The sequence below is a fragment of the Paracoccus laeviglucosivorans genome (assembly GCF_900182695.1).
GTDB classification, from domain to species: domain Bacteria; phylum Pseudomonadota; class Alphaproteobacteria; order Rhodobacterales; family Rhodobacteraceae; genus Paracoccus; species Paracoccus laeviglucosivorans.
In genome coordinates, this window is record NZ_FXTK01000011.1 from 72525 (window position 1) to 98234 (window position 25710).

The window sequence follows — 25710 nt, forward strand, 5'->3', positions numbered from 1 at the left end:
GTTCCAGTCCTCTGCGCGGGCCTATACCTTTGGGCGACAGATAGAACGCCGCAGGAGCGTCACGATGCAATCCGACAATCCCACCGCCGCCATCCTTGTGATCGGGGACGAAATCCTCTCGGGCCGCACGCGCGAAGGCAATGCCCACCATCTGGCGGGCGTGCTTTCGGCCACCGGCTTCGACCTGCGCGAAATCCGCGTCGTGGCCGACGATCACGCCCAGATCGTGGATGCGATCCGCAGCTTCGACAAGTCGCTGGGCGGACTTTACGATCTGGTCTTCACCTCGGGCGGGATCGGGCCCACGCATGACGACATCACCGCCGATGCCGTTGGCGACGCCCATGGCACCACGGTCGAGGTGAACCCCGAGGCCCGCGCGATGCTGCAGGCCCGCTATGACCGGATCGGGGTCGAGATGACCGAAAACCGCCTGCGCATGGCCCGCATCCCGGTCGGTGCCACGCTGATAGACAATGCGGTATCCGCCGCCCCCGGTTTCACCATCGGCAATACGCATGTCATGGCAGGCGTCCCCGAGGTGTTTCGCGCAATGGTCGCATGGCTGATCCCGCGGCTGCCCGGCGGTCGCCCGACGCAATCGGACTCGGTCGAGGTGCGGCGCGGCGAAAGCGAGGTGGCCGAGGATCTGAAGGCCGTGGCCGAGGAATTCTCTGACCTGTCCCTGGGGTCGTATCCGTTTCATAATGAGCACGGCTGGGGCACAAATCTGGTCGTGCGCGGCCTTGATGCCGCCCGCGTCGCCGAGGCGATGGCCACATTGCGCGCGCGGCTGGACCTGTGACACCCGACCCCCGGATCGCGCTGGCGTTCGAGGCGACATGGCCCGCCGCCGAATTCGCGGATAGCGGCGCATTGCGCAGCGGGCGCGGGCTTGGCGCCGGCGGGCGGGTCAGCTCGACCCGTGCCCTGTCGCCCCACTGGACCGAGGCGGATATTTCGGCAGCCGAGGCCGTCCATCACGGCTGGCAGCAACGCCCGATGTTTCGCGTGACCGATACCGACCGACCGCTGCAACAGGCGCTGGCGGCACGCGGCTATATGGCCGAAACGCCGACCGCGATCCTGTCCGCCGATCTGGGCGCGCTGGACATATCGCGCCCGCGCATGACCACCTTCGACATCTGGCCGCCGCTGGAAATCCAGCGCACGATCTGGGCTGCGGGCAATATCAACCCGGCGCGGCAGGCGGTGATGGACCGCGTGACGGGGCCAAGGACCGCGATCCTTGGCCGCTTGGACGACCGTGCGGCCGGGGCTGGCTTTGTCGCGCTCCACGGCGATGTGGCCATGATCCACGCGCTTGAGGTGCTAAGCGATTTCCGCCGTCGCGGCCTTGCCCGTCACATGATGCGCGCCGCCGCCGAATGGGCCAAGGCAAACGGGGCCAGCCATCTGGCACTGGCTGTCAGCCGTCCGAATGTCGCGGCACTTGCGCTTTATACCGGCATGGGTTTTCAGGAAGTCGGCGGCTACGGGTATTGGGCCAAGGCGTGACGCGCCCTAGCTGACCGCCAACCTGCGCAGTTCCTTTTTCAGCAGGTCCAGTTCGCTGCGGATCAGGTCGATTTCGGCGCGCATGTCTTCGTCCAGCGGTTCGCCCGCAACGATGTTAAGGCTGGACAGTCGCAGCGCGCCCACCTGCGGCGGTTCGTTATCCTTGCCATTGTCTTCCAGCAGGATGAATGTCTGCACGCCATCGGACAGCTTTTCGGTGGGAATGGCCACGGCGATGCGCCAGCTGCCATCCGCCTGCGCGGTGGCGCGGGCATCGGTCACGCGGGTTCCCATATGCACAAGGATCAGCCGCCCCGGCGGTGTACTGCGCCGCAAGGTGCCCTGCCAGATGCCGCTTTTCAGTCCAAGCGATTCAAATTCGGTCATCGCATCCTCTTAGAAATCGGCGCGCAGGTTGCGGGACAAAAACAGCTCGCGCAGTTCGACCGCGCTCATTTGCGGGGCTTCGAAGATCAGGTCCAGCCAGATCTTTTCCAGACGCTTTTCGTTCATCTCGGTATAGGCAAGGTCGAATTCCACGACCTGCTGGCTTTGCAGCCCCGCATCCATGTCGCGAAGCTGTTGCAACAGTTCTTCGGTATTGGGGCCGTGGCCGACATTCAGCCGGGCATAGACATTGATCGGGCGTTCGACGACCAGCGACGCTTCAAGCCGGATGATGTGGCTGCGCGTCAGCCCCTCCAGCGCCTCGGTCGGCAGGTCGATCGAGATGGACAGGAAACTGCCGGTAAAGCCAAAGACCTCAAGCCGCATACCATAGGGCGACAGATCGGTCGCGCGGGGATTGTTGACCTGTTCAAGGATCAGCGCATGTTCGGAGCAATCGTGCCAGACGGCAGCGCGATCACCCAGCCGCGTTCCGGGTTCTGGTGCACATATGCCACGAGGCGACACCTTGCCCGCCATGAAACCGGGCCGCCAGCGCCAATCCGTCCCGCCCGGCAGATGCAACCCGTCCAGCGCCATGCGCGACACGGCCGCCTTGCTGTCACCGCGCATCAGAAAGCGGTTCAGGCTGGCACGCAGGGCCAGCGCCTCATCCGTAAGGCCACGGATGCGGTTCCAGCCCATGAACTCGACGCTTTCGGCCATATCGGCCCATTGGCGCTGCGCCCGTTCGCGGGTCTTTCGTTCCAGCCACTTGCGCGGACGCACCGCCATCCCCTGACCTCGTGCCTAGTAAGCGATGGGCAGGCCGTCGCCCCTGCCCGATTGCGATGTAGCGATGTTGCCGGACAGATTCGAGATTCTGAACCGTCTGGTCTGCATCGCGGCCCTATAGCTAAGGCAGGGATATGCGCCACTCGCCTGATGGGCAAGGGGCGCGTGGGCTAAAACACTCGCGCGGTGGTTGATTGTCGCGTTGATGGGCCGTGCGTCAGTCCGCTGCCCGGTTCAGGCGCGCGGCCATAACCAGATCGTTCAGCGTCACACCACCTGCCGAATGGGTCGTGAACAGGACGCTGACCTGCCCCCAGCCAAAGGTGATGTCGGGATGATGGTTCGCCGCCTCGGCCTGCCACGCGACAAGATTGGCAAGCTGGGCCGCCTGTTTGAAGTTCTTCAGCTTCCATTCGCGACGGATTGCCTTGCCGTCGAATTCCCAGCCCGGCAGATCAGCCAGCATCTTGCGGATTTCGGCACCTTCCAGCGCGGCTGCGCCATCGACGATCTTTTGCTGTGCCAGTTCGGACATTTTCAGGTCTCCTCACAGGATGGGCGCGGCCAGCGCCAGAAGGTTGTTGCGCAGTCGCCGCCACAGCGACCATGCCCGGATTTCGCCCAAGGTGATCGATTCGGCGCGGGCGATATAGGTCTGTTGCCTTGCGTCCAGTTCCTCGGTCAGATCGCCGCCCAGAAACAGCATGTTCATCTCGTAGTTCAGCTCAAAGCTGCGGCGGTCCATGTTGGCGCTGCCGATCATCGCCATGCGCCCGTCCACCGTGATGATCTTGGAATGCAGCAGGCCGTCATGGAACAGCATCAGCTTAGCCCCGGCCGAGACGAGGCCGTAATAGAACCCTTCGGAGGTGGCCTGCACCACCAGCGAATCGTTGCGGGCGGGCAGAATGATCGTCACTTCGACCCCGCGTCGCGCCGCGGTGCGGATCGCACTGTCCAATGAGGCGTCGGGCACGTAATAAGGCGTCGTGATGACCAGCCTTTCGCGGGCGGCATGGATCATCGTCGCCATGCAGTCCGAAAGCGAACCCTGCCGGTCGTCCGGCCCCGTCGCCACGACCTGCGCGATTTCGCCCGGCGCCATGACGGGTTGGTTCATATGCAGCATGTCGCCCAGATCTTCGCCGGTATAGCTCATCCAGTCCTGCAAAAAGACGGCCTGCATCTGACGCACCACCGGGCCTTCGATGCGCAGCAGGATATCGATCCAAGGCGCAAAGCGCGGCTTCACCGCAAACGCCTTGTCCGAGCAATTGCGGCTGCCCGTGAAGCCCGTCACGTGGTCGATCACCACGATCTTGCGGTGATTTCGCAAATCCATGCGGCGGGTCAGGTTGCCAAGGATCGGCAGGCCAAGGGGCAGCGCCTCGATACATTCGACGCCCGCATCGCGCATTTCCTGCCAGCTATCGGAATAGCTGAAGCTGCGCGAACCGAATGCGTCGATGACCGCGCGCACCTTGACGCCACGCTGCGCGGCGCGGATCGCGGCCTGCGCCACTGCCTGCCCCGAATTGTCGTCCAGCCAGATATAGAACAGCAGATGCACATGGTCGCGCGCGCCGTCGATCGCATGGACCAGATCGGTGATTGCCGTGTCCTCCTCGGACAGCAGGTGGGCGCGGTTTCCGGCCACGGCGGCAAATCCCGTGGTCGCGCGATTCGCGGCGATCACGGGGGCTGCGAAATCGGGGGGATGGCGGATCGCCTCGGGGCTGGGTTTCCACAGGCCCGACAGGCGCGACCGGATATTGGCGCGGGTCTCGACATCCGCCCCGCGCAGCCGGATTTCACCGAACAGAACATAGGCAAGGATACCGACCAGCGGCACCAGCTCGATCACCAAAATCCACGACAGCCGGACGGTCGGTTCCAGCCGCGGACGCAAAAGCACCCGTATCGAGACGGCAAGTGCGACGGCATAGTGAAGGAACGCAAAGCTCTGGGTCCACATCAGGGCATCAAAGCGCGACGGGGATGGAATTGCAATTCTGCGCCTGTGGCCCTAAGTCAGCGAGCAAACGCAGCGCAAAGGGGCCCTTCCGATGAACTGGATCACCAATTATGTGCGTCCGCGCATCAACTCGCTGTTCTCGCGCCGCGAAGTGCCCGAGAACCTTTGGACGAAATGCCCGGAATGCGGCAACATGCTGTTTCACCGGGAACTTGATGACAACCTGAACGTCTGCACCCATTGCGATCACCATCTGGCGATCACGCCGCGCGCCCGTTTCGCCGCGCTGTTCGACGGCGGCGTCTTCAACGAGGTGAAGGTTCCCGAACCCGTCGCAGACCCGCTGCAATTCCGCGACCAGAAGAAATATCCCGACCGGATGAAGGCCGCGCAAAAGACCACCGGCGAAAAAGAAGCCATGCTGGTCGCCGAGGGCGAGATGGGCCGCACCCCCGTCGTCATGGCCGCGCAGGATTTCAGCTTCATGGCCGGGTCGATGGGCATGTATGTCGGCAACGCGATCATTGCCGCCGCCGAACGCGCCGTGAAACTGAAACGCCCGCTGGTGCTGTTTTCCGCCGCAGGTGGCGCGCGGATGCAGGAAGGCATCCTGTCGCTGATGCAGATGCCGCGCACCACGGTCGCGGTCGAGATGCTGAAGGAAGCCCGCCTGCCCTATATCGTCGTGCTGACCCATCCGACGACCGGCGGCGTCACCGCGTCCTATGCGATGCTGGGCGACATCCAGATTGCAGAACCCAATGCGCTGATCTGCTTTGCCGGTCCCCGCGTCATCGAACAGACCATCCGCGAAAAGCTGCCCGAAGGGTTCCAGCGTGCTGAATACCTGCTGGAACACGGCATGCTGGACCGCGTGACCCATCGCAAGGCGATGCGCGAGGAACTGATCTCGATCCTGCGCATGGTCGGCGGCCTGCCCGCACCCGTCGCGGGTGATCTGCCCGCCCCCGGCAGCATCGCGAAAGCCCTGCCCGAGCCGGAAGCCGCCGAGGCGAAGCCCGCCTGATGCGCCATTCCGACGCCATCCTGTCGCGGCTGATGGGGCTGCATCCCAAGGTCATCGACCTGTCGCTGGACCGGATGCATCGCATCCTTGCCGCGCTGGGAAACCCGGAACGCAACATTCCCCCGGTGATCCACATCGCCGGGACGAATGGCAAAGGCTCGACCCAAGCGATGATCCGCGCGGGGCTTGAGGCGGCGGGAAAGCGCGTCCACGCCTATACCTCGCCGCATCTGGCGCGGTTCCATGAACGCATCCGTCTGGCGGGTTCGCTGATTGCCGAAGACGATCTGGCCGCGATCCTTGAGGAATGCGAGGCCGCGAATGGCGGCGTGCCGATCACCTTCTTTGAAATCACCACGGCAGCGGCCTTTCTGGCCTTTTCGCGCGTGCCTGCGGATTACACCCTGCTGGAGGTCGGCTTGGGCGGGCGGCTGGACGCCACGAACGTCATCGACGCCCCGCGCCTGACCGTCATCACGCCCGTCAGCATCGACCACACGCAATATCTGGGCGAGACCCTGCCCGAAATCGCGGGCGAAAAGGCCGGGATCATCAAGCGCGGCGTGCCTTGCATCGTCGCCCCCCAAGCCCCCGAAGCGCGCGAGGTGATCGAAGCCCGCGCCGAGGCACTGGCCGCCCCCCTGCACATCGCACGGCAGGACTGGGACAGCTATGTCGAACATGGGCGGCTGGTCTATTTCGATCAGAAAGGCCTGCTGGACCTGCCTTTGCCGAACCTGCCCGGTCCGCATCAGATCGTGAACGCCGGAACCGCAATCGCGGCGTTGCGCGAACTGGGCTTCGACACCGCCGAGGCTGCAGTGACCCGCGCCCAATGGCCTGCACGGATGCAGCGCCTGACGCATGGTCCGCTGGTCGATGCCGCGCAGGATTGCGAGCTTTGGCTGGATGGCGGGCATAATCCCGCAGGTGGCGAAGCCGTCGCCGCGACCTTGGCCGCAATGCCGGGGCGTCCGACGCATCTGGTCTGCGGAATGCTGAACACCAAGGACGTGATCGGCTATATGCGCCCGCTTAAATCGCAGGTGCGCAGCCTGATCGCCGTGCCGATCCCCGAAGCCGAAGCCACCCTGACCGCCGAGGAAACCGAGACGGCGGCGATGAACGCAGGCATTCCCGCCACCACCGCGCCCGATACGCTGGATGCCGTCAGCCGCATCGCCCGCGAAGAGCCGGGCGCGCGTATCCTGATCTGCGGTTCGCTTTACCTTGCGGGCGTGATCCTGCGCGATAACGGCTAAGGCTGGGGCTTAGGACTTGCCCCAGTCGGCATCGCGCATCTCGCGCAGGCGGCTGGCGGTGCGTTCGAATTCGAACGCGCCTTCGCCCTCGGCATAAAGGCGTTCTGGGTCGTCCGCGCCGCTGGCGATCAGCCGCACCTTCGCCTCATACAAGGCGTCGATCAGGGTGACGAAGCGTTTCGCCTCGTTATAGTTCGACTGGCTCAGCCGGGGCACGCCGTCGATGAACAGCAGATCCACCGCCTCGGCTACGGCCAGATAATCCGCCGGACCCAAAGGTTTGCCGCACAGATCCCAGAAGCTGGCGCGGGCAATCCGCCCGACGCGCTGCGGGATCTCGACCTTGCGGCCCTTGATCTCCAGCACCAGGGGCGTCGGGGGGACACCGCCGGTTTCTTCGCGCCACAGCTTGTTCATCTGCGCGGTAGCCATGGCATCGGCGGGCGCAAACCACACCTGACCGCCTTCCGCGCGGTCCTGACGGTGGTCGGTTGCGCTGGCCAGCTCCACTACTTCCATCCGCTCGCGGATCAGCGCGATAAAGGGCAGGAAAAGCTGGCGGTTCAGCCCGTTCTTATACAAATCCTCGGGGACGCGGTTCGAGGTGGTGACAATCGTTACCCCCTCCTCAAGCAGGATCTGGAACAGGCGGCCCACGATCATCGCATCCGCGATGTCGGTGATCTGCATTTCGTCAAAGCACAGCAGCCGGGTTTCCGCCGCGACCTTTTTGGCAACCGGGCGGACGGCATCCTGTTCGCCGCGCTGGCGGGCAGCGTTCAGCCCGGCCTGAATTTCCTGCATGAATTCATGAAAATGCACCCGCCGCTTTTGCGGCATGGGGGCGGCATCCATGATCAGGTCCATCAGCATCGACTTGCCGCGCCCGACCCCGCCCCAAAGATACAGCCCCTTGGGCGCGGGCGCGGCACTGGGTGCGCTGCCGATCAGGCGCGACAGCCAGCCCGATTTCGCAGGTGCCGCTGCGGGCGCGCTGGACAGGTCGCGCACCACGCGGTCCATTGCGGGCAAGACCCCGCGCTGCGCGGGATCGGGTTCAAGCTGGCCTGCGCGGACGCGGCTTTCATACAGTTCGGATACGGTCGCCATGGCCTTCCCTTGCCAAATCAATCTGCCGCCCGCAAGGACCGGCCTTCAATCCTTAGCCAATGGCCTTGTTTCGCGTCTCGGTCCCGATCAGCAACGTGGTCAGCGCGGCCAGCAACAGCAGCCCCGCAAAGACCCCGATCGCCATGCCGAAACCTTTGGCCACCACCAGCCCCAGCAGCGATGGCGCCAGCACGCCCCCAAGCCGCGCGACCGCGCTTGCCGTGCCCATGCCTGTGCCGCGCAGCGCGGTTGGGTAAAGTTCGGGCGTAAAGGCGTATAGCGCGCCCCATGTGCCCAGCAAAGCAAAGCTCATCAGCATCAACGCAACCGCAATCAGCCACGGGCTGGCCGCCAGCGTGAACAGCAGGCAGCCCCCCGCGCTCAGCAGCAGGAAAATCTGCAAGGTGCGCTTGCGGCCCCACGCCTCAACCCCATAGGCGGCCAGCGCATAGCCGGGGATCTGCGCCAAAGCCAGCAGCACCAGAAAGCCGTAGCCCCGCACGAAGCCGAAGCCCGTCTTGACCAGCTCGGACGGCAGCCAGACGAACACCCCGTAATAGGACAACGAAACCAGGAACCATGCCGCCAACACTGCAATGGTGCGGTTCAGCAGTTCCGGGCCAAAGATGCCCTGCCCCGACTGAATCACGCCCGGCGCGACCAGTTCGACATGCGGCGGCAATTCGCGCCCGCCATTGGCGATCAGCACCCGGTCCACGATGCGCCGCGCGCCTTCGCCGTCGCCACGGCGCAGCAGGAACATCGGCGATTCCGGCACCCAAAGCCGCAGGAACACCCCGATCAGCGCAGGCAGTGCCGCGACGGCAAAGACCCAGCGCCACGGCTCGGTCGCGCCCAGCAGATGCGCAGCCCAGGCGGTCAGCGCGATGACGATGGTGCCGATGGCCCAGAACCCCTCAAGCCAGACCAGCCAGCGCCCGCGATTCCGGGGTGGCAGGAATTCCGCCATCATCGCGTAATCGACCGGCAGCGTGCCGCCGACCGCCATGCCGGTCAAAAAGCGCAGCACCAGCAACATCTCGAAATTGGGCGCGAAAACCGAAGCGAGGCCGAAAAACGCATCGCAGGTCACCGTCAGCAGCAGCACATTGCGCCGCCCGATCCGGTCCGCGATCCGGCCAAACACCGCCGCCCCCACGAACATGCCCAGAAAGAACAGCGTCCCGGCCTGCAGGGCCTGCGGCACGGTCAGCCCGAAACTGGCCGCGATCGAGGCGGCGGCAAAGCCGATTGCGATGACCTGCATCGCGTCCGCCGCCCAGACCAACCCGAAGATCCCCAAAAGCCGTTTCTGAAACCGGCCCGCGCCGCCGGTGGCCAGCGCCTCGTCAATGGTCATCTGCATGGGAAAATCCTTTGCCCCCGCGTTCGGCGCCATTTGCCCATAAGCGGCGCGGCTGTGCAACTGCTTGCCCTGACGGTGCAAAACGTGGATTTTGCGCGGATGACGCAAGGCACGCAGGAACAGCCCGATACCGCCAGTCCCGCACGGGTCTGGCTGGCGCTTGCGCTGGCCCTGTTGGTCGCGCTGCTGCCCGGCCCACAAGCGGCCGAAATCCAGGGCCAGACATGGCTGACCTCTGTGACCCCGGCCCTGACGGCGCATCAGGGTCGCGAATTCGTCGCCCGCAAGGATGTCGTCCAGATCCGCCCGCTGATTGCGACGGACATCCTGCCACCGGGCATCGCACTGCCCCCACCGCGTCTCAGCGGCAGCGTCGCCTATGCACGAGTCGCGCGGCCCTGCGCCGCATCGCGCCAGATCGCGCCCTGCGCCCGCGCACCCCCGTCCCTGACCTGAACCGTTTCGACTCCAAGATACTTGCGTTCAGACAAGGACGACAGATGACGACGCATGACGAAAAACCCGCAGGCCGGGGCGATAGCCCATTTTCCGAAACTGATCCCAAGATCATCCCGCCACCCAAGCAGAGCCATACCGGCAAGCGCGTCGCGCTGAATTGGCTGATCATGATCGGCGGCTTTTGCGCCATTGCTGTTGGCGCACAATTCCTGATCGGATGACCCGGATGGGGCGGCCATGCGCCGCCCCGAAATCGCTGACGGATAGCGAAACGCTTATGCGCGACCCTTGGCGTTTTCTGGTGGCAAGCATCCGCGAAATCGCACCGACTTGACCGCTTTGGACCGACAAAAGGCAGGCGCTTGAATGGGAAAGGCCGCGCGGTATGGCAACCGCGCGGCCTTTTATCCAGAAGCGAAATGGTGCCGGTGAAGGGACTCGAACCCCCGACCCCATCATTACGAATGACGTGCTCTACCAGCTGAGCTACACCGGCATCTCGCTTATGTGCCGCGCCGGATAGCAGGTTACAGCGCGGGCGAAAAGGGGGGAGGCGCTATTTTTTAGCGCCGCCCGCCACTTCATCTTCGGGCGGTTCGACATCGGGACGCACGGGCACAATATCGGCTGCGTCCACGATCTGCGATTTTGCCGCGACCGGGGCGGGTTTCGGGGCGGGATGCACCACCTCGACCGGCTCGGGATCGGTTACGGTCATCGCCGGTTCGCTGTCATGCGCGGCCGGTTTTGCGCGGGCATAGTCCGACTCGCGCGGGACCATGCCGGGGGCCACATCGGCCACGTCGGGCGTCTTGACGCGCGGCGGTTCGGGCACAGGCGCGGGTGTCGGAGCAGACCGTTCGATCATGCCTGGCGCGGCATCGCGGATGGCAGGCGCAGGCGCAGGACCCGCCTCGGTCGGCCGGTCGCCGACCAGCAGCGGCAGCATTTCGACCCCGTTCGGAACGATGCCCGAGGATGCCGTGGCACGGTCTGGTTCCCGCCATGTCAGCGTGTCGAACCCACCGCAGCTGTCGCAGACGGGGGCCCAATCGGCCATGACATTATGGCATTTGTCGCAGACCCATTGCGGGCCACGACTGGCGACCAGCGCCTTGGCCAGAATGCCGCGCACGACCGTATCCGCCGCCCCCTCGCCGCGTTCGACGGCGGCAAGGATGGACAGCGACCGCACGGTCGGATGCTTTTCGGCCAGATTACCCAATGCGCGGCGCGCGCCGGGGAAATCTTCGGCGGCCAGCATCAGTTCGGCGTTCAGCAGCTTGGCTTCTTCGTGATCGGGGTTCTTGCGGATCAGATCCTCGAAACGGCGCAAGCGGGCGGCAGGCGTCTCATCGGGCACGATTTCGGCATAGGTCGCCGCGATCGAGGGATGGGGCCGCACGCTCCAGGTCTTTTGCAGGACGCGGCTGGCGCTGCGGTAATCCTTTTGCGCGATATAGCTGCGCGCGGCCAGAACGGCAGCCGGGATCAGGTCCGGGCTGGCGCGGTTGGCCGAAATCGCGGCCTCGCGTGCGCTGATCGAATTGCCTTCGGCCAGAATTTCGGATGCTTCTTTCAATGCCAGCACCGCGTCGCGGCGGATATGCACGTCCTGCGGCAAAAGCCCCTGCTTGCGCTTATCCTTCAGCACGCCCCGCGCGCCCTTCCAATCCCCTTGAGAGGTTTGCAACTGCAGCAGCGTGTCCTGCACCTCGGCATGTTTCGGCTTCAGCGCATAGGCTTTCTCGGCCAGCTTCAGCGCGGTGGCGGTATCGCCATCGGCCAGCTTCTGCCGCATCAGGCCACGAACGCCGACGAAACGGGTGCGGTCATCGGACAGCAGGCGGCGATAGACCTCAGCGGCCTTGCGATGATCGCCCGCCACTTCGGCAGCCTGCGCGGCCAGAAGGTCGGTGACATGCGGTTTGTCCAGAAACTTCGCGGCCTTCGCCGCCTTGTCCTGTGCCAGCCGCCCCTCGCCCGAGGCGACGGCAAGCATCCCTTCGGACAGCGCGTCGTAGCCTTTACGCTCGCGCGAGCGGTCGAAGTAACGATTGATCGAGGTCTGGTCGCCCGCGACAAACCGCAGGAAGGCGACAAGGATGCCGACCAGCTTGAACAGCAGCCAGCCGATCACGAACAGCACCACAAGTCCGATCAGCGCCTGCAACGGCCCCAGCGAATATTCGACGCCGCCATAGACCACGCGCAGCGCGTGACCGTATTCGGCAAGCTGCGCCGCGCCAAGGGTGATCGCCAGAACGACCGCGAAAAAGATCAGGATTTTCAAAGCTGAAAGCAGCATGGCCCGCCCCTTACCTGCTGCCCGAAACCAGCGCGTTCAGCGCGGCATTGGCATCGACCCAGACCTGTGCCCGCCCGGTCCATTGCGCCATGGCCTGCTGGCCGGCCTGCGGCAGAGCTGCGATTTCGGTCATCGCACCCTGAATATTGCCCGCCTCGACCGCCGCATTGGCGCGCGACAGGACAGCATCGGGATCAGTTCCGTCGCGCGGTTCAACGGAACGCGCGCCGGTCTGCACACGCAAGAAGTCACCGACCGCGCTCATCACGCCGCCATTCGCCGGCTGCGCCTCGATCGAGGCGCGAAGCCCTTCGCGGGCGGCTGCGGGGAATTCGGCGCGAAGCTGGTCCAGACGCGGCACGTCGCCGGTCAGGACAGCAGGAACTTCGATGCCCGCGCCGGTCAGATCGGCCAGCGCCTGATCGCGGGGCGCGCCGCCTTCGATCGCCGATTGCAGTGCGGCTGCGGCGCTGGCGGCCTGGGCGCGGCGGTTTGCATCCTCGGTGGTTTTCTGCAGCTCCTCGGCCTGGCTGGCCAATGTCTGCACCTGCTGGGCGGTCGCGGGATCGACCGCCGGACGCGCTGCCAGCTCGTCGATACGCGATTGCTGCTCGTTCAGCCGCGCGGCCAGCGCGTCGAATTCGGCCTGCGACGGACCTGCGGGCGCGGCTGCGACCGGTGCTGGCGTTTGCGTCGCGGCATCCGCAGGCGCACCGGGTTGCTGCGCCATGCGGTTGGTCAGGTCGGCCACGCCCTGCTCCAGCGCGGTGATCTTGTCGGTGACTTCGGCAGGGACGCCCGCCGGCGCGGCAGCGGCAGGCGCCGAGTCAGCCAGCGCCTGACGTGCGGCATCGGCCCCCGCATCGGCGGCACGGCTGCTCAGCGCCTCGGCCTGAGCCGAGATTTCGGCGCGGGCAGCTTCGGTCCCGGCACTGCGGGCGGCGTCAAGCTGCTCCTCGGGCGACACGGCCTCGACCGCGCCGGGGCGTAGCGGTGGCGGCAGATGCGGGATAGCCCAATAGGTTGCAGCGGCACCCAGACCAGCGGCGACCAGACCACCAAGGAAGGTCGGCATGAAACCGCCTTTACGGACCTCGACGCGCGTTTCTACCGTGCGCGTGACGGGCTCGGGACGGGGTTCGGCCTTGGTTTCGGGCTTGCTGACGGCGGGGACGGGGGTTGCCTGGGCGGCGGTATCGCTGCGTTTGGCGGCGGCGGGGTGGCCGGACACGGGCTTGCCCACCAGCGTCGATTCGATTTGCGGCTTAGCCGCAGGTGCCTCCGTCGCGGCATCCTTGGCGGTGTCAGCCGCGCGGTTTTCAATGGCAGCGCCGGTCACGGGCTGCTTTTTCTTATCGGTTCCGGGGGTTGCAGGGGCGTCGCTGGAGGTCATGTCTTGCTCGTTCACTATAAATCCCCGTTCCGTTTCAGCCTTATGGCGCGGATATCGCGACGATGGCGCGACAGCCGATCATGCCCTTTTGCGCAGTCTAGTCGGGGCATTCAGGCGTCTCAACCCGTCCTGTCGGTGGATCGTTCCGCCGCCAGCAAGCTTTCGATCGCCGCCTGCACGCCCGAAGCATCCGGCACCCGCGCCACCGCCACACGCGCCGCGCGAAGATGCCACGCATCCCGCGCCGCCGCACTGATCGGCGCAAGCCATAGCGGCCCCCGCGCATCCCGTGCCGCATCCGCCAGCAACCGCGCCGAGCGGGGCGAAAAAAGCGGCAGGATCACCGCCTCGGACCCCGACAGCAGATCGACCGCCTGCGCCGACAAAGGCTGCGGCAATTGGTCATAGACGACGACCCCCGGCACGGGCAAATCCGCCGCGACATGCGCGCCATGCGGATGCAGCCAGCCGGGACCAAGCCCTTGCAGCAGGGGCAGCATCCGCGCCGCATCCCCCGGCCCCTCGGTCACGTCGAAACCGGCGGCGCGGGCGGCCTTGGCGGTGGCCGGACCCACGCAGATCGCGGGGCGTCCCCTGCCCGGCCCCGCCGCAGGGATCGCGTTCACCGAAGTCAGCACCAACCCCTGCGCATTGCGCAGCAAATCCGCGTCATGCGCCACCGGCACGATGCGCAGGATCGGAGAGATGACGACATCCAGCCCCAGCCCCGCCACCCGCGCGGCAAAGCGTTCTGCGGCCCTTTGCGGGCGGGTCAGCAAAAGGCTGGGCGGCATGGCATTCGGCCCCTTTGGGTGCTAGTGCATCATGCCTAGGCGCGCATTGATCCAAGGACAAGCATGGCACTGACCTTTCTGGGCATAGAAAGCAGCTGCGACGATACGGCGGCGGCAGTCGTGCGCGAGGATGGCACCATCCTCGCCTCGGTCGTGGCCGGGCAGACGGCGCTGCATGCCGATTTCGGCGGCGTCGTGCCGGAAATCGCCGCCCGCGCCCATGCCGAAAAGCTGGATCTGTGCGTCGAGGAGGCGCTGCGCGAAGCCCGGCTTGGCCTTGCCGATCTGGACGGGATCGCGGTGACCGCGGGTCCGGGGTTGATCGGCGGCGTGCTGGCGGGCGTGATGCTGGCCAAGGGGCTGGCCGTGGGTTCGGGCCTGCCGCTGGTCGGCGTGAACCACCTTGCGGGCCACGCGCTGACGCCGCGCCTGACTGATGGCGTGGCCTATCCCTATCTGATGCTGCTGGTTTCGGGCGGGCATTGTCAGTTCCTGTCGGTTTCCGGCCCGCAGGATTTCACCCGCCTTGGCGGCACCATCGACGACGCGCCCGGCGAAGCGTTCGACAAGGTGGCAAAGCTTCTGGGCCTGCCACAACCCGGTGGCCCCTCGGTCGAGGCGGCGGCGCAGGCGGGCGATCCCCGGCGCTTTGCCTTTCCGCGCCCGTTGCTGGACCGCCCCGGCTGTGACCTGAGCTTCTCGGGCCTGAAAACCGCCGTGCTGCGTCAGCGCGACGAACTGGCCGCCGCGCAGGGCGGCCTGCACGAACAGGACCGCAACGACATCTGCGCGGGCTTTCAGGCCGCAGTCGCTGCCGTTCTGGCCGAAAAGACCCGCCGCGCCCTGATCCAGACCGCAGCGCCCGTGCTGGCCGTGGCGGGCGGTGTCGCCGCAAACCAGACCCTGCGCGCGGCATTGCAGGATGTGGCGGCAGCGGCGGGGGCCGAATTCCTTGCGCCCCCCCTGCGCCTTTGCACCGACAATGCCGCGATGATCGCATGGGCCGGGATCGAGGCTTACAACGCAGGCCAGCGCGACGGCATGGACCTTGCCGCCCGCCCCCGCTGGCCGCTGGACCAGACCGCCGCCCCCATGCTGGGCGCAGGCAAGCGCGGGGCCAAGGCATGAGCGTTTCCGTCATCGGGGCGGGTGCCTTTGGCACGGCGCTGGCCGTGGTTCTGGCGGCGAAGGGTCCGGTCACGCTATGGGGCCGCGACGTGGCTTGGCGGGGGGAAAACCCCCGCCTGCCCGGTGTGGTGCTGCCCAACACGCTGCGCCCGACCGACCGGCTTGATGATGCGCTGGCCGAAACGGTGCTGCTGGCCTTGCCCGCGCAGGTTCTGGGCGGATTTCTGGCGCAGCACGGTGCGATGCTGGACGGGCGCAACCTGATCAGCTGCGCCAAGGGGATCGACCTGCAAACGCTGCAAGGTCCGTCTGCCCTGATCCGCGGGGCCTGTCCCGATGCCACGGTGGCGGTGCTGACCGGACCCAGCTTTGCCGCCGACATCGCGCGCGGCCTGCCCACGGCACTGACCCTGGCCTGCGAGGACGCGGATGCCGCAGAGGCATTGCAAGCACAGCTTTCGACGGGGGCGCTGCGGCTTTACCGCTCGACCGATGTGACGGGTGCGGAATTCGGCGGCGCGTTGAAGAATGTCATCGCCATCGCGGCGGGGGCGGCCATCGGCGCGGGCTATGGCGACAGCGCACGGGCCAGCGTCATCACGCGCGGCTTTGCCGAAATGACGCGGCTTGCCACTGCCCTTGGCGCACGCCCCGAAACATTGACCGGCCTTTCCGGGCTGGGCGATCTGGTGTTGACCTCAACCTCGGAACAGTCGCGCAATTTCCGCTTTGGGCTGGCGCTGGGGCATGGGCGCGACTTTGGCGCGGGCACCACGGTCGAAGGTGCCGCGACCGCCCGCGCCGTTGCCGCGCTGGCGCCGCAGCTTGGCGTCGATCTTCCCATATCCCAGCTGGTTGCAGGACTTGCCCAAGGCCACATCGCCATGGAACATGCGCTGGATATTTTGCTGAACCGCCCCCTGAAGGAGGAATGATGCCGCTTTTCGCTGTGATCTGCCGTGACAAACCCGGCCAGCTGCAAACCCGTCTGGACACGCGCGACGCGCATCTGGCCTTTCTGAAATCGACCGACGCCCTGCGCATGGCCGGTCCGCTGCTTGAAGAGGGCGAGATGCGCGGCTCGCTTCTGGTCGTGGAATTCGACGATCTCGCCTCGGCCCAAGGCTGGGCGGCGGGCGACCCCTACAAGGCGGCGGGTCTGTTCCAATCGGCCGAAGTGATCGAGTGGAAAAAGGTGATCGGCTGATGGCGCATTGGCTGTTCAAGTCGGAACCCGATGTCTTCAGCTTTGACGACCTGATCGCCAAAGGCGACAAGGGCGAGCAATGGGACGGCGTGCGCAACTATCAGGCCCGCAACAACATGCGTGCCATGAAAGTGGGTGAACGCGGCTTCTTCTATCACTCGAATATCGGCAAGGAAGTCGTGGGCATCTGCGAAGTCATCGCCCCTGCGCATCCCGACAGCACCGCCGATGATCCGAAATGGGAATGCGTCGATCTGAAGGCCGTGGCATGGGTGGTGAACCCCGTCACGCTGGACGACGCCAAGGCCGAGCCGCGGCTCAAGGACATGATCCTTGTCAACAATTCGCGGCTTTCCGTGCAGCCCGTCTCGGATGCGGAATGGCAGGTCATTCTGGAAATGGCCGGCGGCACCCGCGCCATCTGACGACAAGGCAACCGGCCCCGCAGCCGGTCCCAACCGGAGAAGAACGAAGCATGGCACGCGGCACGACGATCCGCCCCGACCGTCCCACGACGAAACGCATCGGCGCGCTGCGCGCCCTTTGGCCGTTCATCCGGCCCTATCGCGCGCTTTTGCTGGCCGCGATGGGGGCGCTGGTCGTCACGGCGGGCATCAGCCTGATCCTGCCCCTGGCCGTGCGCCGGGTGGTGGACGGCTTCGATGCAGGGGCGCATCTGCTGGATCAGTATTTCGGCGCGGCGCTGGCCATCGTCGGGCTTTTGGCGGTGGGCACGGGCCTGCGCTATTATCTTGTCACCCGACTGGGCGAACAGGTCGTGGCCGATATGCGCAAGGCGGTCTTTGATCGCGTCATCAGCCTTAGCCCGGCCTTTTACGAACGTGTCCTGACCGGCGAGATCATCAGCCGCATCACCACCGACACCACGCTGATCCAGTCGGTCATCGGATCGTCGGTATCCATCGCACTGCGCAACCTGCTGATCCTGATCGGCGGCATGGCAATGCTGCTTTGGACATCGGCCAAGCTGTCGGGGCTGGTGCTGCTGCTGGTGCCGCTGGTCGTCGTGCCGATCGTCGTGCTGGGCCGCCGCCTGCGCGTGCTGTCGCGCGAAAATCAGGACTGGATCGCGCAAAGCTCAGGCGCCGCATCCGAAAGCCTGCTATCGGCGCAGACCGTGCAGGCCTTCACCCACGAAAACCCCACCCGCACCCGCTTTGCCGAGGTGACCGAGCGCGCCTATGGCTCGGCCATATCGCGGGTCAAGACGCGCACGGTGATGACGATGATCGTCATCTTCCTGATCTTTTCCGGCGTGCTGGGCGTCTTGTGGATCGGCGCGCGCGACGTGCGCACTGATGTGATGACGGCGGGTGAACTGGTGCAGTTCGTCATCTATGCCGTGCTGGTCGCGGGCGCGGTGGGCGCATTGTCGGAAATCTGGGGCGAACTCCAGCGCGCCGCCGGCGCGACCGAGCGGTTAAGCGAATTGCTGGTCGCGCAGGACACGCTGAACGATCCCGTCAATCCCGCCACGCTGCCGCGCCCGGTTCAGGGTCGCATCAGCTTTGAAAACGTCAGCTTCCATTACCCCTCGCGCCCGGATGTGTCCGCGCTGGAGGGGATCTCGCTGGACATCGCGTCGGGTGAGACGGTGGCGCTGGTCGGTCCCTCGGGCGCGGGCAAGACGACCGTTGTGCAATTGCTGCTGCGCTTTTGGGATCCGGCTGCGGGCGTGGTACGCATCGACGGCGTTGATCTGCGCGACATGGCCCGTGCCGATTTCCGCCGCGACATTGCGCTGGTGCCGCAGGACGCAGTGATCTTTGCCACCACAGCACGGGAAAACATCCGCTTTGGCCGCCCCGACGCATCGGACGCCGAGGTCGAGGCGGCTGCGCGCGCCGCCCATGCCCATGATTTCCTGTCCGCCCTGCCCGAAGGCTACGACAGCTATGTCGGCGAACGCGGCGTGATGCTGTCGGGCGGCCAGAAACAGCGCATTGCCATCGCCCGCGCCATCCTGCGCGATGCGCCGATCCTGCTGCTGGACGAAGCGACCAGCGCGCTGGACGCGGAATCCGAACGACTGGTGCAGGATGCGGTCGATGAGCTGGCGCGGTCGCGCACCACGATCATCGTCGCGCACCGGTTGGCGACGGTGAAAAAGGCCGACCGCATCGTGGTATTCGACCATGGGCGCATCGTGGCACAGGGGCGCCATGACGAATTGGTGGCGCAGGGCGGACTTTATGCCCGGCTGGCCCGGCTGCAATTCACCGAAGGCGCGGACGCAGCCTAGCGCGGGGCACCATAGACGGCGGCCCAGAATACGGTCCGCCCGTCAGACCCCACGGCCTTGCCGATACCCACATCCTGCACCTGCGGGATCATGATATTGGCCGCGTGCCCCGAAGAATTGGCCCATTCGCGCTGCACCTGCGCCTGACCGTAAGGCCCGGCGGCGATGTTTTCCGCCGTCAGGCGCGGCGCATAGCCCTGCGCCTTGACGCGCTGCATCGGCCCTTTGGTGCTGGTGCCTGTATGGGTCATCAGACCGCGCTTGGCCATGTCGCAGGCATGATCCGCCGCGGCCCGCGCCAGCGCGGTGTCGGGCGACACGCCGGGCAGGCCGTTGGCCCGCCGCGCGGCGCTGGTCGATTGCGCCACGGCATGGTTTTCCGCGGTGCTGGTCTGATAGCATGTAGCGTCACCCGCAGCCGTCGCCTGCACATCGGGATAGCCCTTGGGATGGCTGCTGACCGTGTCGCCGGTCTGGGCGCAGCCAGCCAGCAGCGAAAGCGTCAGCATCGCTCCGGCCCACTTTCCTGTCGCGTTACTTGGCAGCATTTCGTTCCCCTTTTGGTTGTGCTTGATATAGGAACTCCGGCCGCCCGGCTCAAATGGCGAATGATTAGACTTGCAAGCATCTGCCGATCGGGCCAGCTTTCGGCAGCGAAACCAATGCTGAAAGGAACTGCCATGGCCTTCTGGGATTTCGTCAAGGATGCGGGAAAATCCGTTCTGGGCTCTGAGGCGCATGCCGCCGCCGCCCCAACGACGCCCCCCGCCGCCGCCGGCGCCGCAGGCGACCCCGAGACCGACCGCAAGGTGGCGGCACTCAAGGCCGAGCTGAAAGCTCTGGGCCTGACATCGAAAGACGTTCACCTGACGCTGCGCGGTGGTGATACGGTCATCGTCAAGGACAAGGAAGCCGATGACGATACGCTGGAAAAGCTGATCCTGGCGCTTGGCAACATCAAGGGCATCGCACGGGTCGAACTGGCCGCAGAACCCGAAGCTGCGGCAGCAGCCCCGGCCCCTGCCCCCGCCGCCGCGCCCAAGGAAAGCGCCCCCGGCCCGAAATCGGTGTTCCACACCGTGCAAAAGGGCGAAACCCTGTCGGCGATCGCCGCGAAATATCTGGGCAAAGCTGGCCGCTATCCCGAGATATTCGAGGCGAACAAGCCGATGCTGTCGCACCCCGACAAGATCTATCCCGGCCAGACGCTTCGCATTCCCGCCGCCTGATCTGGTCATCTGACGCTGCGTATTGATATATCGGGGCAAGGGGTTGAAGCCTTGCCCCGAAACGCATTTCTGCACCATTCTTTACCTCCGAGGGGGAGTGCCTCAAGGAATGCCTGGGAGGGAAGACAACATGGCCAAGTTCGCAACTGTCGCGGATCGTGAAGCGGTCGAGGCCGAGATGCCCTATGATCGGCGGGACTTGCCCGCCTCGATCTATCAGATGCTGGGCCGCACCCGCGAACGCTTTCCGAACCGCCCCGCGATCAGCTTTCAGCTGTTGTCCGACCCCCGATCCAAGGCCGTAACGCTAAGCTGGAACGATCTGCACGAACGGGTCACCGAAACCGCGAACCTGTTTCGCACGCTGGGTATCGGGCCGACCGATGTGGTGGCCTATCTGCTGCCCAATGCGATCGAAACCCCGGTGGTGCTGCTGGCTGGTGCGACGGCGGGCATCGTGAACCCGATCAACCCGCTGCTGGACCCCGAACAGATCGCCGCCATCCTGCGCGAAACCGGGGCCAAGGTGCTGGTAACGCTGAAGCCCTTTCCGAAATCGGACGTGGCGCATAAGGCCGCGCAGGCCGTGGCGCTTGCCCCGAACGTCAAGACCGTGCTGGAGGTCGATCTGCGGCACTACCTGTCCGGGCTGAAGCGGCTGGCGATCCCCTTTGTCCGGCCCAAGCAGACCGTGCAGAACCATGCGAAATATCTGGATTTCGAAGCTGCCGCCAGCGGCCAGCGCCATAACCGCCTGACCTTTGACGAAGGCGGTCCCGACCGCGTGGCCGCGTTCTTTCACACCGGCGGCACGACAGGGATGCCCAAGGTCGCGCAGCACAAGCAATCGGGCATGATCTATAACGGCTGGCTTGGCGCGGAAATGCTGTTCACCGAACAGGATGTCCTGATGTGCCCGCTGCCGATGTTCCACGTCTTCGCGGCCTATCCGGTGCTGATGTCCTGTGTCGCATCCGGCGCGCAGCTGATCATGCCGACCCCCGCCGGGTATCGCGGCGAAGGGGTGTTCGACAATTTCTGGAAACTGATCGAACGCTGGCAGGCGACATTCCTGATTTCGGTGCCGACGGCGATCTCGGCCCTGATGCAGCGGCCGGTGAATGCCGATGTCAGCTCGCTCAAGACCGCGATCTCGGGTTCGGCCCCGCTGCCGATCGAGCTTTACAACCGCTTCAAGGCCGCGACCGGGGTGGGTATCGCCGAAGGCTACGGCCTGACCGAGGCGACCTGCCTTGTATCCTGCAACCCGATGGACGGGCTGAAGAAGGTCGGATCGGTCGGGATACCGCTGCCCTATTCGCATGTCCGCATCCTGCGCAAGACGCCCGAAGGTTTCCACGAATGCGCCACCGATGAGATCGGCGAGATCTGTGTGGCCAGCCCCGGCGTCTTTGAAGGTTCGACCTATACCGAAACCGACAAGAACCGCGATCTGTTCGCCGAAGGGCGCTTTCTGCGCACCGGCGATCTGGGGCGGCTGGACGTGGACGGCTATCTGTGGATCACAGGCCGCGCCAAGGATCTGATCATCCGCGGCGGCCATAATATCGACCCGGCGGTGATCGAAGACGCGCTGCTGTCGCATCCCAAGGTCGCCTTTGCGGGCGCGATCGGTCAGCCGGATGCCTTTGCGGGCGAACTGCCCTGCGCCTATGTCGAACTGGTCGCCGGGGCCGAAGTCAGCTCCGATGAACTGCTGGCCCATGCCGCCGAACATATCCCGGAACGCGCAGCGGTCCCGAAACATGTCGAGGTGCTGGCAGAACTGCCCAAGACGGCGGTCGGCAAGATCTTCAAGCCCGATCTGCGCAAGCTGGCGATCCGGCGCGTGCTGGACGCGGCCCTTGTCCAAGCCGGCATTCCCGCCGCCGTGGGCGAGGTGGTGGACGACAAGCGGCGCGGCCTTGTCGCCCGGCTGGAGCGGCGCGGCAAGATCGACGAAAAGGCCGCAGCCGATTGCCTTGGCAAATTCACCTGCGCATGGGAATGGGCCTAATCCTCGGCCCGGTCGGTGCTGTCGCGGTCGCGGTCATAGCGCCGCGCCAGCGGAAATTCCGGCAGCCAGCCTTCGCGCCTGATCGTCCATAGCTCATAGGTCGGCATGAACTGATCGGGCGCGTCCAGCGCGCCCAGATTGACCTCGATCTCATCCCCGCTGCGCGCAAAGACCGACGAGCCGCAATTGGGGCAAAAGCAGCGCCCCTGATATTCCCGCGCCTGTCCACGGATCGTCACGGCGGTTTCGGCAAAGATCGCCGAGGCGTGAAACAGCGCCCCGTGATGCTTGCGGCAATCAAGGCAGTGGCAGATGCCCGTGCGGTAAGGTCGCCCCCGCGCCGTGATCCGCAGCGCGCCGCACAGACAACCGCCGCTGACATTTTCCATTGCTGCTCCCTTTGGCAAAGCGATGCCGCATCATCGCCAAACTGACGCATTTTGCCCATATACGCCAGCTTGCGACCATCATGCGTTGCAACCACAAGCTGCATATGTCTAATAAGTGGCAATGCCTACAAGGAGTTGCCGGATGAGCGACGAACGCGACGACCTTCCCGAAGGCGAGACCCGGCCCCCGCAGGAATTGCAGGCTATTTCCCCCGACATTGCCCGTCAGATGGCGCCGCGCTGGCTAGTGGATTTTCGCGAACAGCGCAAGCGCGGCTTTTATCGCACGCTGGGCGATCACGCGCTGGTCTTTGCCGATCGCGGCGACGATCACCTGCTGGTCAGCTTCGACAACCTGTCCTCGGCGCGCGACGATGCGATGAACCGCGACCCTTGGGGATACAGCTTCGCCGCCAAGAACGGCTGGTCGCAGCTTGGGTTCATGGCGTTCAAGCCAAGCTGGTTTCGCGACCCCGCGCTGTTTCAGGAAATGCGCACGCTGGCCGATAGCGGGTTCTTTCGCCGCTTTCGTTCGGTGACGCTGACCGGGACGTCGATGGGGGGATATGGGGCTTGCGCCTTTGCCTCATTGGTGCCGGGCTGCACGGTGGTCGCATTCTCGCCGCAATCGACGCTTGATCCCGCATTGGTCCCGTGGGAGGAGCGGTTCGCCTCAGGGCGCAAGGCCGACTGGTCGGGCGATTTCGCCGATGCCGCGACCCAATCCGCCGCCGCGGCGCGCGTCTGGCTGATCTATGATCCGCATTTCGGGCCGGATGTGCAGCATGTCGCCCGCTTTACCCATGACCGCGCGATCCGGCTGCCTGCCCGCTATTCCGGCCATAAATCCGCGCTGTTCCTGCGCCGGGCCGAGATTTTGTCCACCATCATGCGCGAAGCAATGGCCGGAACGCTAAGCGAAAGCAGCTTTTTCGGCCTGTATCGCCGGGGTCGTGCGCTGCCTTGGTATGTCCACGGCGTTGCGGACCGGATCATCGCCGATGGCAACGCTGACCGCCTGAACCGTCTGATGGCGGCGCTGCGCAATACCGGCTATGGCCCGATGGTGCTGCGCGGCATCCGCGAACGCGCCGCCGAAGCGGGTCTGCTGAACCGCCCGCAGCCCCCGCGCAAGCTGGCGTATCGGGAAAACCCGCGCAGCCTTGACGCGGGACCGCAGCTTAGTGCCCCCAACCAATCGCCGGTCGATGCGCCCCAAAGCCCGTGGCAGCAGATGCGCGACGGCGCGTCAAAGCCGAGGGCCGGAATGCCATGGCAATCCAGCCTGCGCACCGCGACCTAGGCGATTTCCAAAAGCGGTGTCTGCGCCTCGTGGGCATTGATGCGTTCGGCGATCTTGAAATAGCCGGTGCGGGTATAGTGGTCGCTGTCCACGAATTCACCCGCCGGCACGGTGGCGTCGATGTCGATGAATTCGACCCCCGCATGGCTGACGGCAAAGGCGCGGCACATCTGGTTATAGGCGATGCGTTGATCGCTGGTGCGCGCAGCAATCGTGCCCTGCAGCGACACGCCAAGGATGAACAGCGTCGCCTGTTCCCGCTTGAGCGAGTGGACCCGCTGGAATGCGGCGCGGATGATGTCCAGCCGTTCTTCGGTCCCAAGCCGCAGATGCCGCAGGCTGCGCAGCATCCGCGTGGCGGTACGCGGGTCTTTTATCAGCGCAGCCAGCCGCTTGGGCGGGACCGTGACCAGATAGCGGTCGGCTTGTTCATGGCCTTCATGGGTGAACATATTGTCGGTGCGGAACGCAAAGAACATCGACAGGATGATCAGATCCACCTCGGCAAAGGCGCGGTCGGCATCCAGCATCTCTTGCAGGCGATGACCGGCGACGGTGTTCGTGACCCAGTTCCCGGCCAGCGACGGATCGCGCGGGTTCAGCAAAAAACCCGCATCGTCATAGCGCACGATCACGCCGCTATCGTCCACCTTGTTGACGAACTCGCTGCGCTGCGTGCCGCAATAGAATGACACCTGCTGCAGATCGCAGCCCCCCACCAGCGCAAGGCTGCGTGCGGATTGGCTGCCGTCCTGCCCGAACTCGGCCACCTGCCGCACCCAATCGGGACGTTCGGGTTGTTCCAGCCCGTTCGCCACCGGCTGCACGATGTCGAATTGCGGACGCTCCAGATGGTGCCAGACCCATTGTTCGACGCCCATGTTCAGCGTGCGGCATGAAAACGCGAAGTGATGCACCGTCGTGCCGTTGAACCGCTTGCGCACGCAGAAAAAGCCGACAATGCCGTAATCGCCGTAACGGTCCTGCACGTGGATCAGCCCGGCATGGACACCCGGAATCCGCAAAAGCTGCGCCAGTTCGGCGCGCTGTTCGGGGGTGTGGACGCGCTGTTTGGTAAAGTTCAGCTGGTTGGTGCGGTTGATCAGTTCCAGCACCCGCTCCATCTGGTCGTCCAGATCGGTGATGATCCTGACCTGAACATCGGACTGACGCAGAAATTCCTCGTTCGAGAGGCTGCCGGATTTCTGATCCGCCTCTTTCAGCTCCATCACCTTATATTGCGCGAGGCGGCTGTGCTTGCGGTCGTCCTTGCCCTGACATTGCGGCAGGTCCAGCAGGCCCGACAGGTCCGGCCCCGTGCCGTCGGCCGCGCCAGAGGCATCGACGCAGGCAATCTCGGGGCAGAAAAAGCGCACTTCCTCAAGGTTAAGGTGGTTGTCGTCCAGAAAGACGGCGTTCGCCGCACGCAGGCCCATCCGCTCCAGCATGTCGCGGATGGCGGCACCTTTGGGGGACCATGCGATATGGGGAAAGACGAAGCGGTCCCAGATGCCCAATTCCTGCAACTTGGCCCGAGCGGTGTCGAAATCGTTCTTGGAACAGATCGAACACATGATGCCGCGATCGACCAGCAGGTTCACCATATCCATATGCGCCTGCACCGCCGTCGCGCCGCCTTCGGACAGGGTGCCGTTCCAGAACGTCTCATCCAGATCCCAGATGACCAGCTTGATGTCCTGATCAATGCTGGAAAATCTTGTGTCGGTCATCGCGGTCTCCTGATGCGTCCATGCGAAAGACAGGGATTTGCTGAACCGCT

Annotated in this window: 26 protein-coding genes and 1 tRNA gene; 14 read left to right on the plus strand and 13 right to left on the minus strand. The window is 65.2% G+C overall.

Annotated elements, in window-relative coordinates; translation table 11 throughout:
• Positions 1-64: 64 nt before the first annotated feature.
• Both FN835_RS12720 and FN835_RS12725 read left to right on the plus strand, forming a co-directional pair.
• Positions 65-805: a competence/damage-inducible protein A gene (locus FN835_RS12720; protein ID WP_142663602.1), complete on the plus strand. Its 741-nt coding sequence runs from the start codon at positions 65-67 to the stop codon at positions 803-805.
• Complete coding sequence (locus FN835_RS12725) at positions 802-1518, plus strand: GNAT family N-acetyltransferase (RefSeq protein ID WP_142663603.1); 717 nt, start codon at positions 802-804, stop codon at positions 1516-1518. The genes FN835_RS12720 and FN835_RS12725 overlap by 4 nt, the downstream gene beginning before the upstream one ends.
• Positions 1519-1524: 6 nt before the next feature.
• Here the strand turns inward: FN835_RS12725 and FN835_RS12730 are convergent, their stop codons facing one another.
• From FN835_RS12730 to cls, 4 genes are all read right to left on the minus strand, one after another.
• Entirely contained in the window at positions 1525-1905 is a 381-nt protein-coding gene (locus FN835_RS12730) for a hypothetical protein (RefSeq protein WP_142663604.1), read from the minus strand.
• 9 nt (positions 1906-1914) lie between these two features.
• The gene (locus FN835_RS12735; RefSeq protein WP_142663605.1) at positions 1915-2700 is read right to left on the minus strand and encodes a DUF6478 family protein; all 786 of its coding nucleotides are present in this window, start codon (positions 2698-2700) and stop codon (positions 1915-1917) included.
• A 217-nt stretch (positions 2701-2917) separates the two neighbouring features.
• Positions 2918-3235 (minus strand): 4a-hydroxytetrahydrobiopterin dehydratase, encoded by a 318-nt coding sequence (locus FN835_RS12740; protein ID WP_142663606.1) that lies wholly within the window; start codon positions 3233-3235, stop codon positions 2918-2920.
• A gap of 12 nt (positions 3236-3247) precedes the next feature.
• Entirely contained in the window at positions 3248-4675 is a 1428-nt protein-coding gene (cls, locus tag FN835_RS12745) for a cardiolipin synthase (protein WP_142663607.1), read from the minus strand.
• 91 nt (positions 4676-4766) lie between these two features.
• Between cls and accD the strand changes: the two genes are divergently transcribed.
• Both accD and FN835_RS12755 read left to right on the plus strand, forming a co-directional pair.
• Positions 4767-5702: an acetyl-CoA carboxylase, carboxyltransferase subunit beta gene (accD, locus tag FN835_RS12750; protein WP_142663608.1), complete on the plus strand. Its 936-nt coding sequence runs from the start codon at positions 4767-4769 to the stop codon at positions 5700-5702.
• Complete coding sequence (locus tag FN835_RS12755; protein WP_142663609.1) at positions 5702-6964, plus strand: bifunctional folylpolyglutamate synthase/dihydrofolate synthase; 1263 nt, start codon at positions 5702-5704, stop codon at positions 6962-6964. The genes accD and FN835_RS12755 overlap by 1 nt, the downstream gene beginning before the upstream one ends.
• A 9-nt stretch (positions 6965-6973) precedes the next feature.
• Here FN835_RS12755 and zapE read toward each other — a convergent pair whose 3' ends face one another.
• The gene (gene zapE / locus FN835_RS12760) at positions 6974-8074 is read right to left on the minus strand and encodes a cell division protein ZapE (RefSeq protein ID WP_142663610.1); all 1101 of its coding nucleotides are present in this window, start codon (positions 8072-8074) and stop codon (positions 6974-6976) included.
• Between the two features lie 52 nt (positions 8075-8126).
• Positions 8127-9440: an MFS transporter gene (locus FN835_RS12765; RefSeq protein WP_142663611.1), complete on the minus strand. Its 1314-nt coding sequence runs from the start codon at positions 9438-9440 to the stop codon at positions 8127-8129.
• Between the two features lie 54 nt (positions 9441-9494).
• Here FN835_RS12765 and FN835_RS12770 point away from each other — a divergent pair, with 54 nt between their 5' ends.
• Complete coding sequence (locus FN835_RS12770; RefSeq protein WP_246098729.1) at positions 9495-9896, plus strand: hypothetical protein; 402 nt, start codon at positions 9495-9497, stop codon at positions 9894-9896.
• A gap of 44 nt (positions 9897-9940) precedes the next feature.
• On the plus strand, positions 9941-10120 hold the full coding sequence (locus FN835_RS12775) for a hypothetical protein (protein ID WP_142663612.1): 180 nt from the start codon (positions 9941-9943) through the stop codon (positions 10118-10120).
• A gap of 199 nt (positions 10121-10319) precedes the next feature.
• Here FN835_RS12775 and FN835_RS12780 read toward each other — a convergent pair.
• The 4 genes from FN835_RS12780 to FN835_RS12795 all read right to left on the minus strand — a co-directional run bounded on the left by FN835_RS12780 (position 10320) and on the right by FN835_RS12795 (position 14394).
• Positions 10320-10395 (minus strand) — tRNA-Thr (locus tag FN835_RS12780).
• A 60-nt stretch (positions 10396-10455) separates the two neighbouring features.
• A complete protein-coding gene (locus tag FN835_RS12785; RefSeq protein ID WP_142663613.1) occupies positions 10456-12207 on the minus strand; it encodes a heme biosynthesis protein HemY in 1752 nt (583 codons plus the stop codon).
• 10 nt (positions 12208-12217) lie between these two features.
• On the minus strand, positions 12218-13600 hold the full coding sequence (locus FN835_RS12790; protein WP_142663614.1) for a COG4223 family protein: 1383 nt from the start codon (positions 13598-13600) through the stop codon (positions 12218-12220).
• Positions 13601-13719: 119 nt separating this feature from the next.
• Complete coding sequence (locus FN835_RS12795; RefSeq protein ID WP_142663615.1) at positions 13720-14394, minus strand: uroporphyrinogen-III synthase; 675 nt, start codon at positions 14392-14394, stop codon at positions 13720-13722.
• A gap of 63 nt (positions 14395-14457) precedes the next feature.
• Here FN835_RS12795 and tsaD point away from each other — a divergent pair, with 63 nt between their 5' ends.
• Genes tsaD through FN835_RS12820 form a run of 5 tightly spaced genes read left to right on the plus strand, consistent with a single transcriptional unit; the run spans position 14458 to position 18992 of the window.
• Positions 14458-15522 (plus strand): tRNA (adenosine(37)-N6)-threonylcarbamoyltransferase complex transferase subunit TsaD, encoded by a 1065-nt coding sequence (tsaD, locus tag FN835_RS12800; protein ID WP_142663616.1) that lies wholly within the window; start codon positions 14458-14460, stop codon positions 15520-15522.
• Positions 15519-16457: an NAD(P)H-dependent glycerol-3-phosphate dehydrogenase gene (locus FN835_RS12805; RefSeq protein ID WP_142663617.1), complete on the plus strand. Its 939-nt coding sequence runs from the start codon at positions 15519-15521 to the stop codon at positions 16455-16457. The genes tsaD and FN835_RS12805 overlap by 4 nt, the downstream gene beginning before the upstream one ends.
• On the plus strand, positions 16454-16729 hold the full coding sequence (locus FN835_RS12810) for a YciI family protein (protein WP_142663618.1): 276 nt from the start codon (positions 16454-16456) through the stop codon (positions 16727-16729). The genes FN835_RS12805 and FN835_RS12810 overlap by 4 nt, the downstream gene beginning before the upstream one ends.
• Entirely contained in the window at positions 16729-17154 is a 426-nt protein-coding gene (locus FN835_RS12815) for an EVE domain-containing protein (protein WP_142663619.1), read from the plus strand. The genes FN835_RS12810 and FN835_RS12815 overlap by 1 nt, the downstream gene beginning before the upstream one ends.
• Positions 17155-17204: 50 nt before the next feature.
• On the plus strand, positions 17205-18992 hold the full coding sequence (locus tag FN835_RS12820) for an ABC transporter transmembrane domain-containing protein (RefSeq protein ID WP_142663620.1): 1788 nt from the start codon (positions 17205-17207) through the stop codon (positions 18990-18992).
• On the opposite strand, the gene FN835_RS12825 is transcribed toward FN835_RS12820, so the two are convergent.
• Complete coding sequence (locus FN835_RS12825) at positions 18989-19540, minus strand: CAP domain-containing protein (protein ID WP_246098730.1); 552 nt, start codon at positions 19538-19540, stop codon at positions 18989-18991. The two genes, FN835_RS12820 and FN835_RS12825, sit on opposite strands and share 4 nt — an antisense overlap.
• A gap of 132 nt (positions 19541-19672) precedes the next feature.
• Here FN835_RS12825 and lysM point away from each other — a divergent pair, with 132 nt between their 5' ends.
• Entirely contained in the window at positions 19673-20221 is a 549-nt protein-coding gene (lysM, locus tag FN835_RS12830) for a peptidoglycan-binding protein LysM (RefSeq protein ID WP_142663621.1), read from the plus strand.
• Between the two features lie 130 nt (positions 20222-20351).
• A complete protein-coding gene (locus FN835_RS12835; protein WP_142663622.1) occupies positions 20352-22238 on the plus strand; it encodes an acyl-CoA synthetase in 1887 nt (628 codons plus the stop codon).
• On the opposite strand, the gene FN835_RS12840 is transcribed toward FN835_RS12835, so the two are convergent.
• On the minus strand, positions 22235-22627 hold the full coding sequence (locus FN835_RS12840; RefSeq protein ID WP_142663623.1) for a GFA family protein: 393 nt from the start codon (positions 22625-22627) through the stop codon (positions 22235-22237). The genes FN835_RS12835 and FN835_RS12840 overlap by 4 nt on opposite strands.
• 142 nt (positions 22628-22769) lie before the next feature.
• Here FN835_RS12840 and FN835_RS12845 point away from each other — a divergent pair, with 142 nt between their 5' ends.
• On the plus strand, positions 22770-23930 hold the full coding sequence (locus FN835_RS12845) for a hypothetical protein (RefSeq protein ID WP_142663624.1): 1161 nt from the start codon (positions 22770-22772) through the stop codon (positions 23928-23930).
• Here the strand turns inward: FN835_RS12845 and FN835_RS12850 are convergent.
• Positions 23927-25660, minus strand: coding sequence for a hypothetical protein (locus tag FN835_RS12850; protein WP_142663625.1), 1734 nt, complete (start codon positions 25658-25660; stop codon positions 23927-23929). The genes FN835_RS12845 and FN835_RS12850 overlap by 4 nt on opposite strands.
• Positions 25661-25710 lie beyond the last annotated feature (50 nt).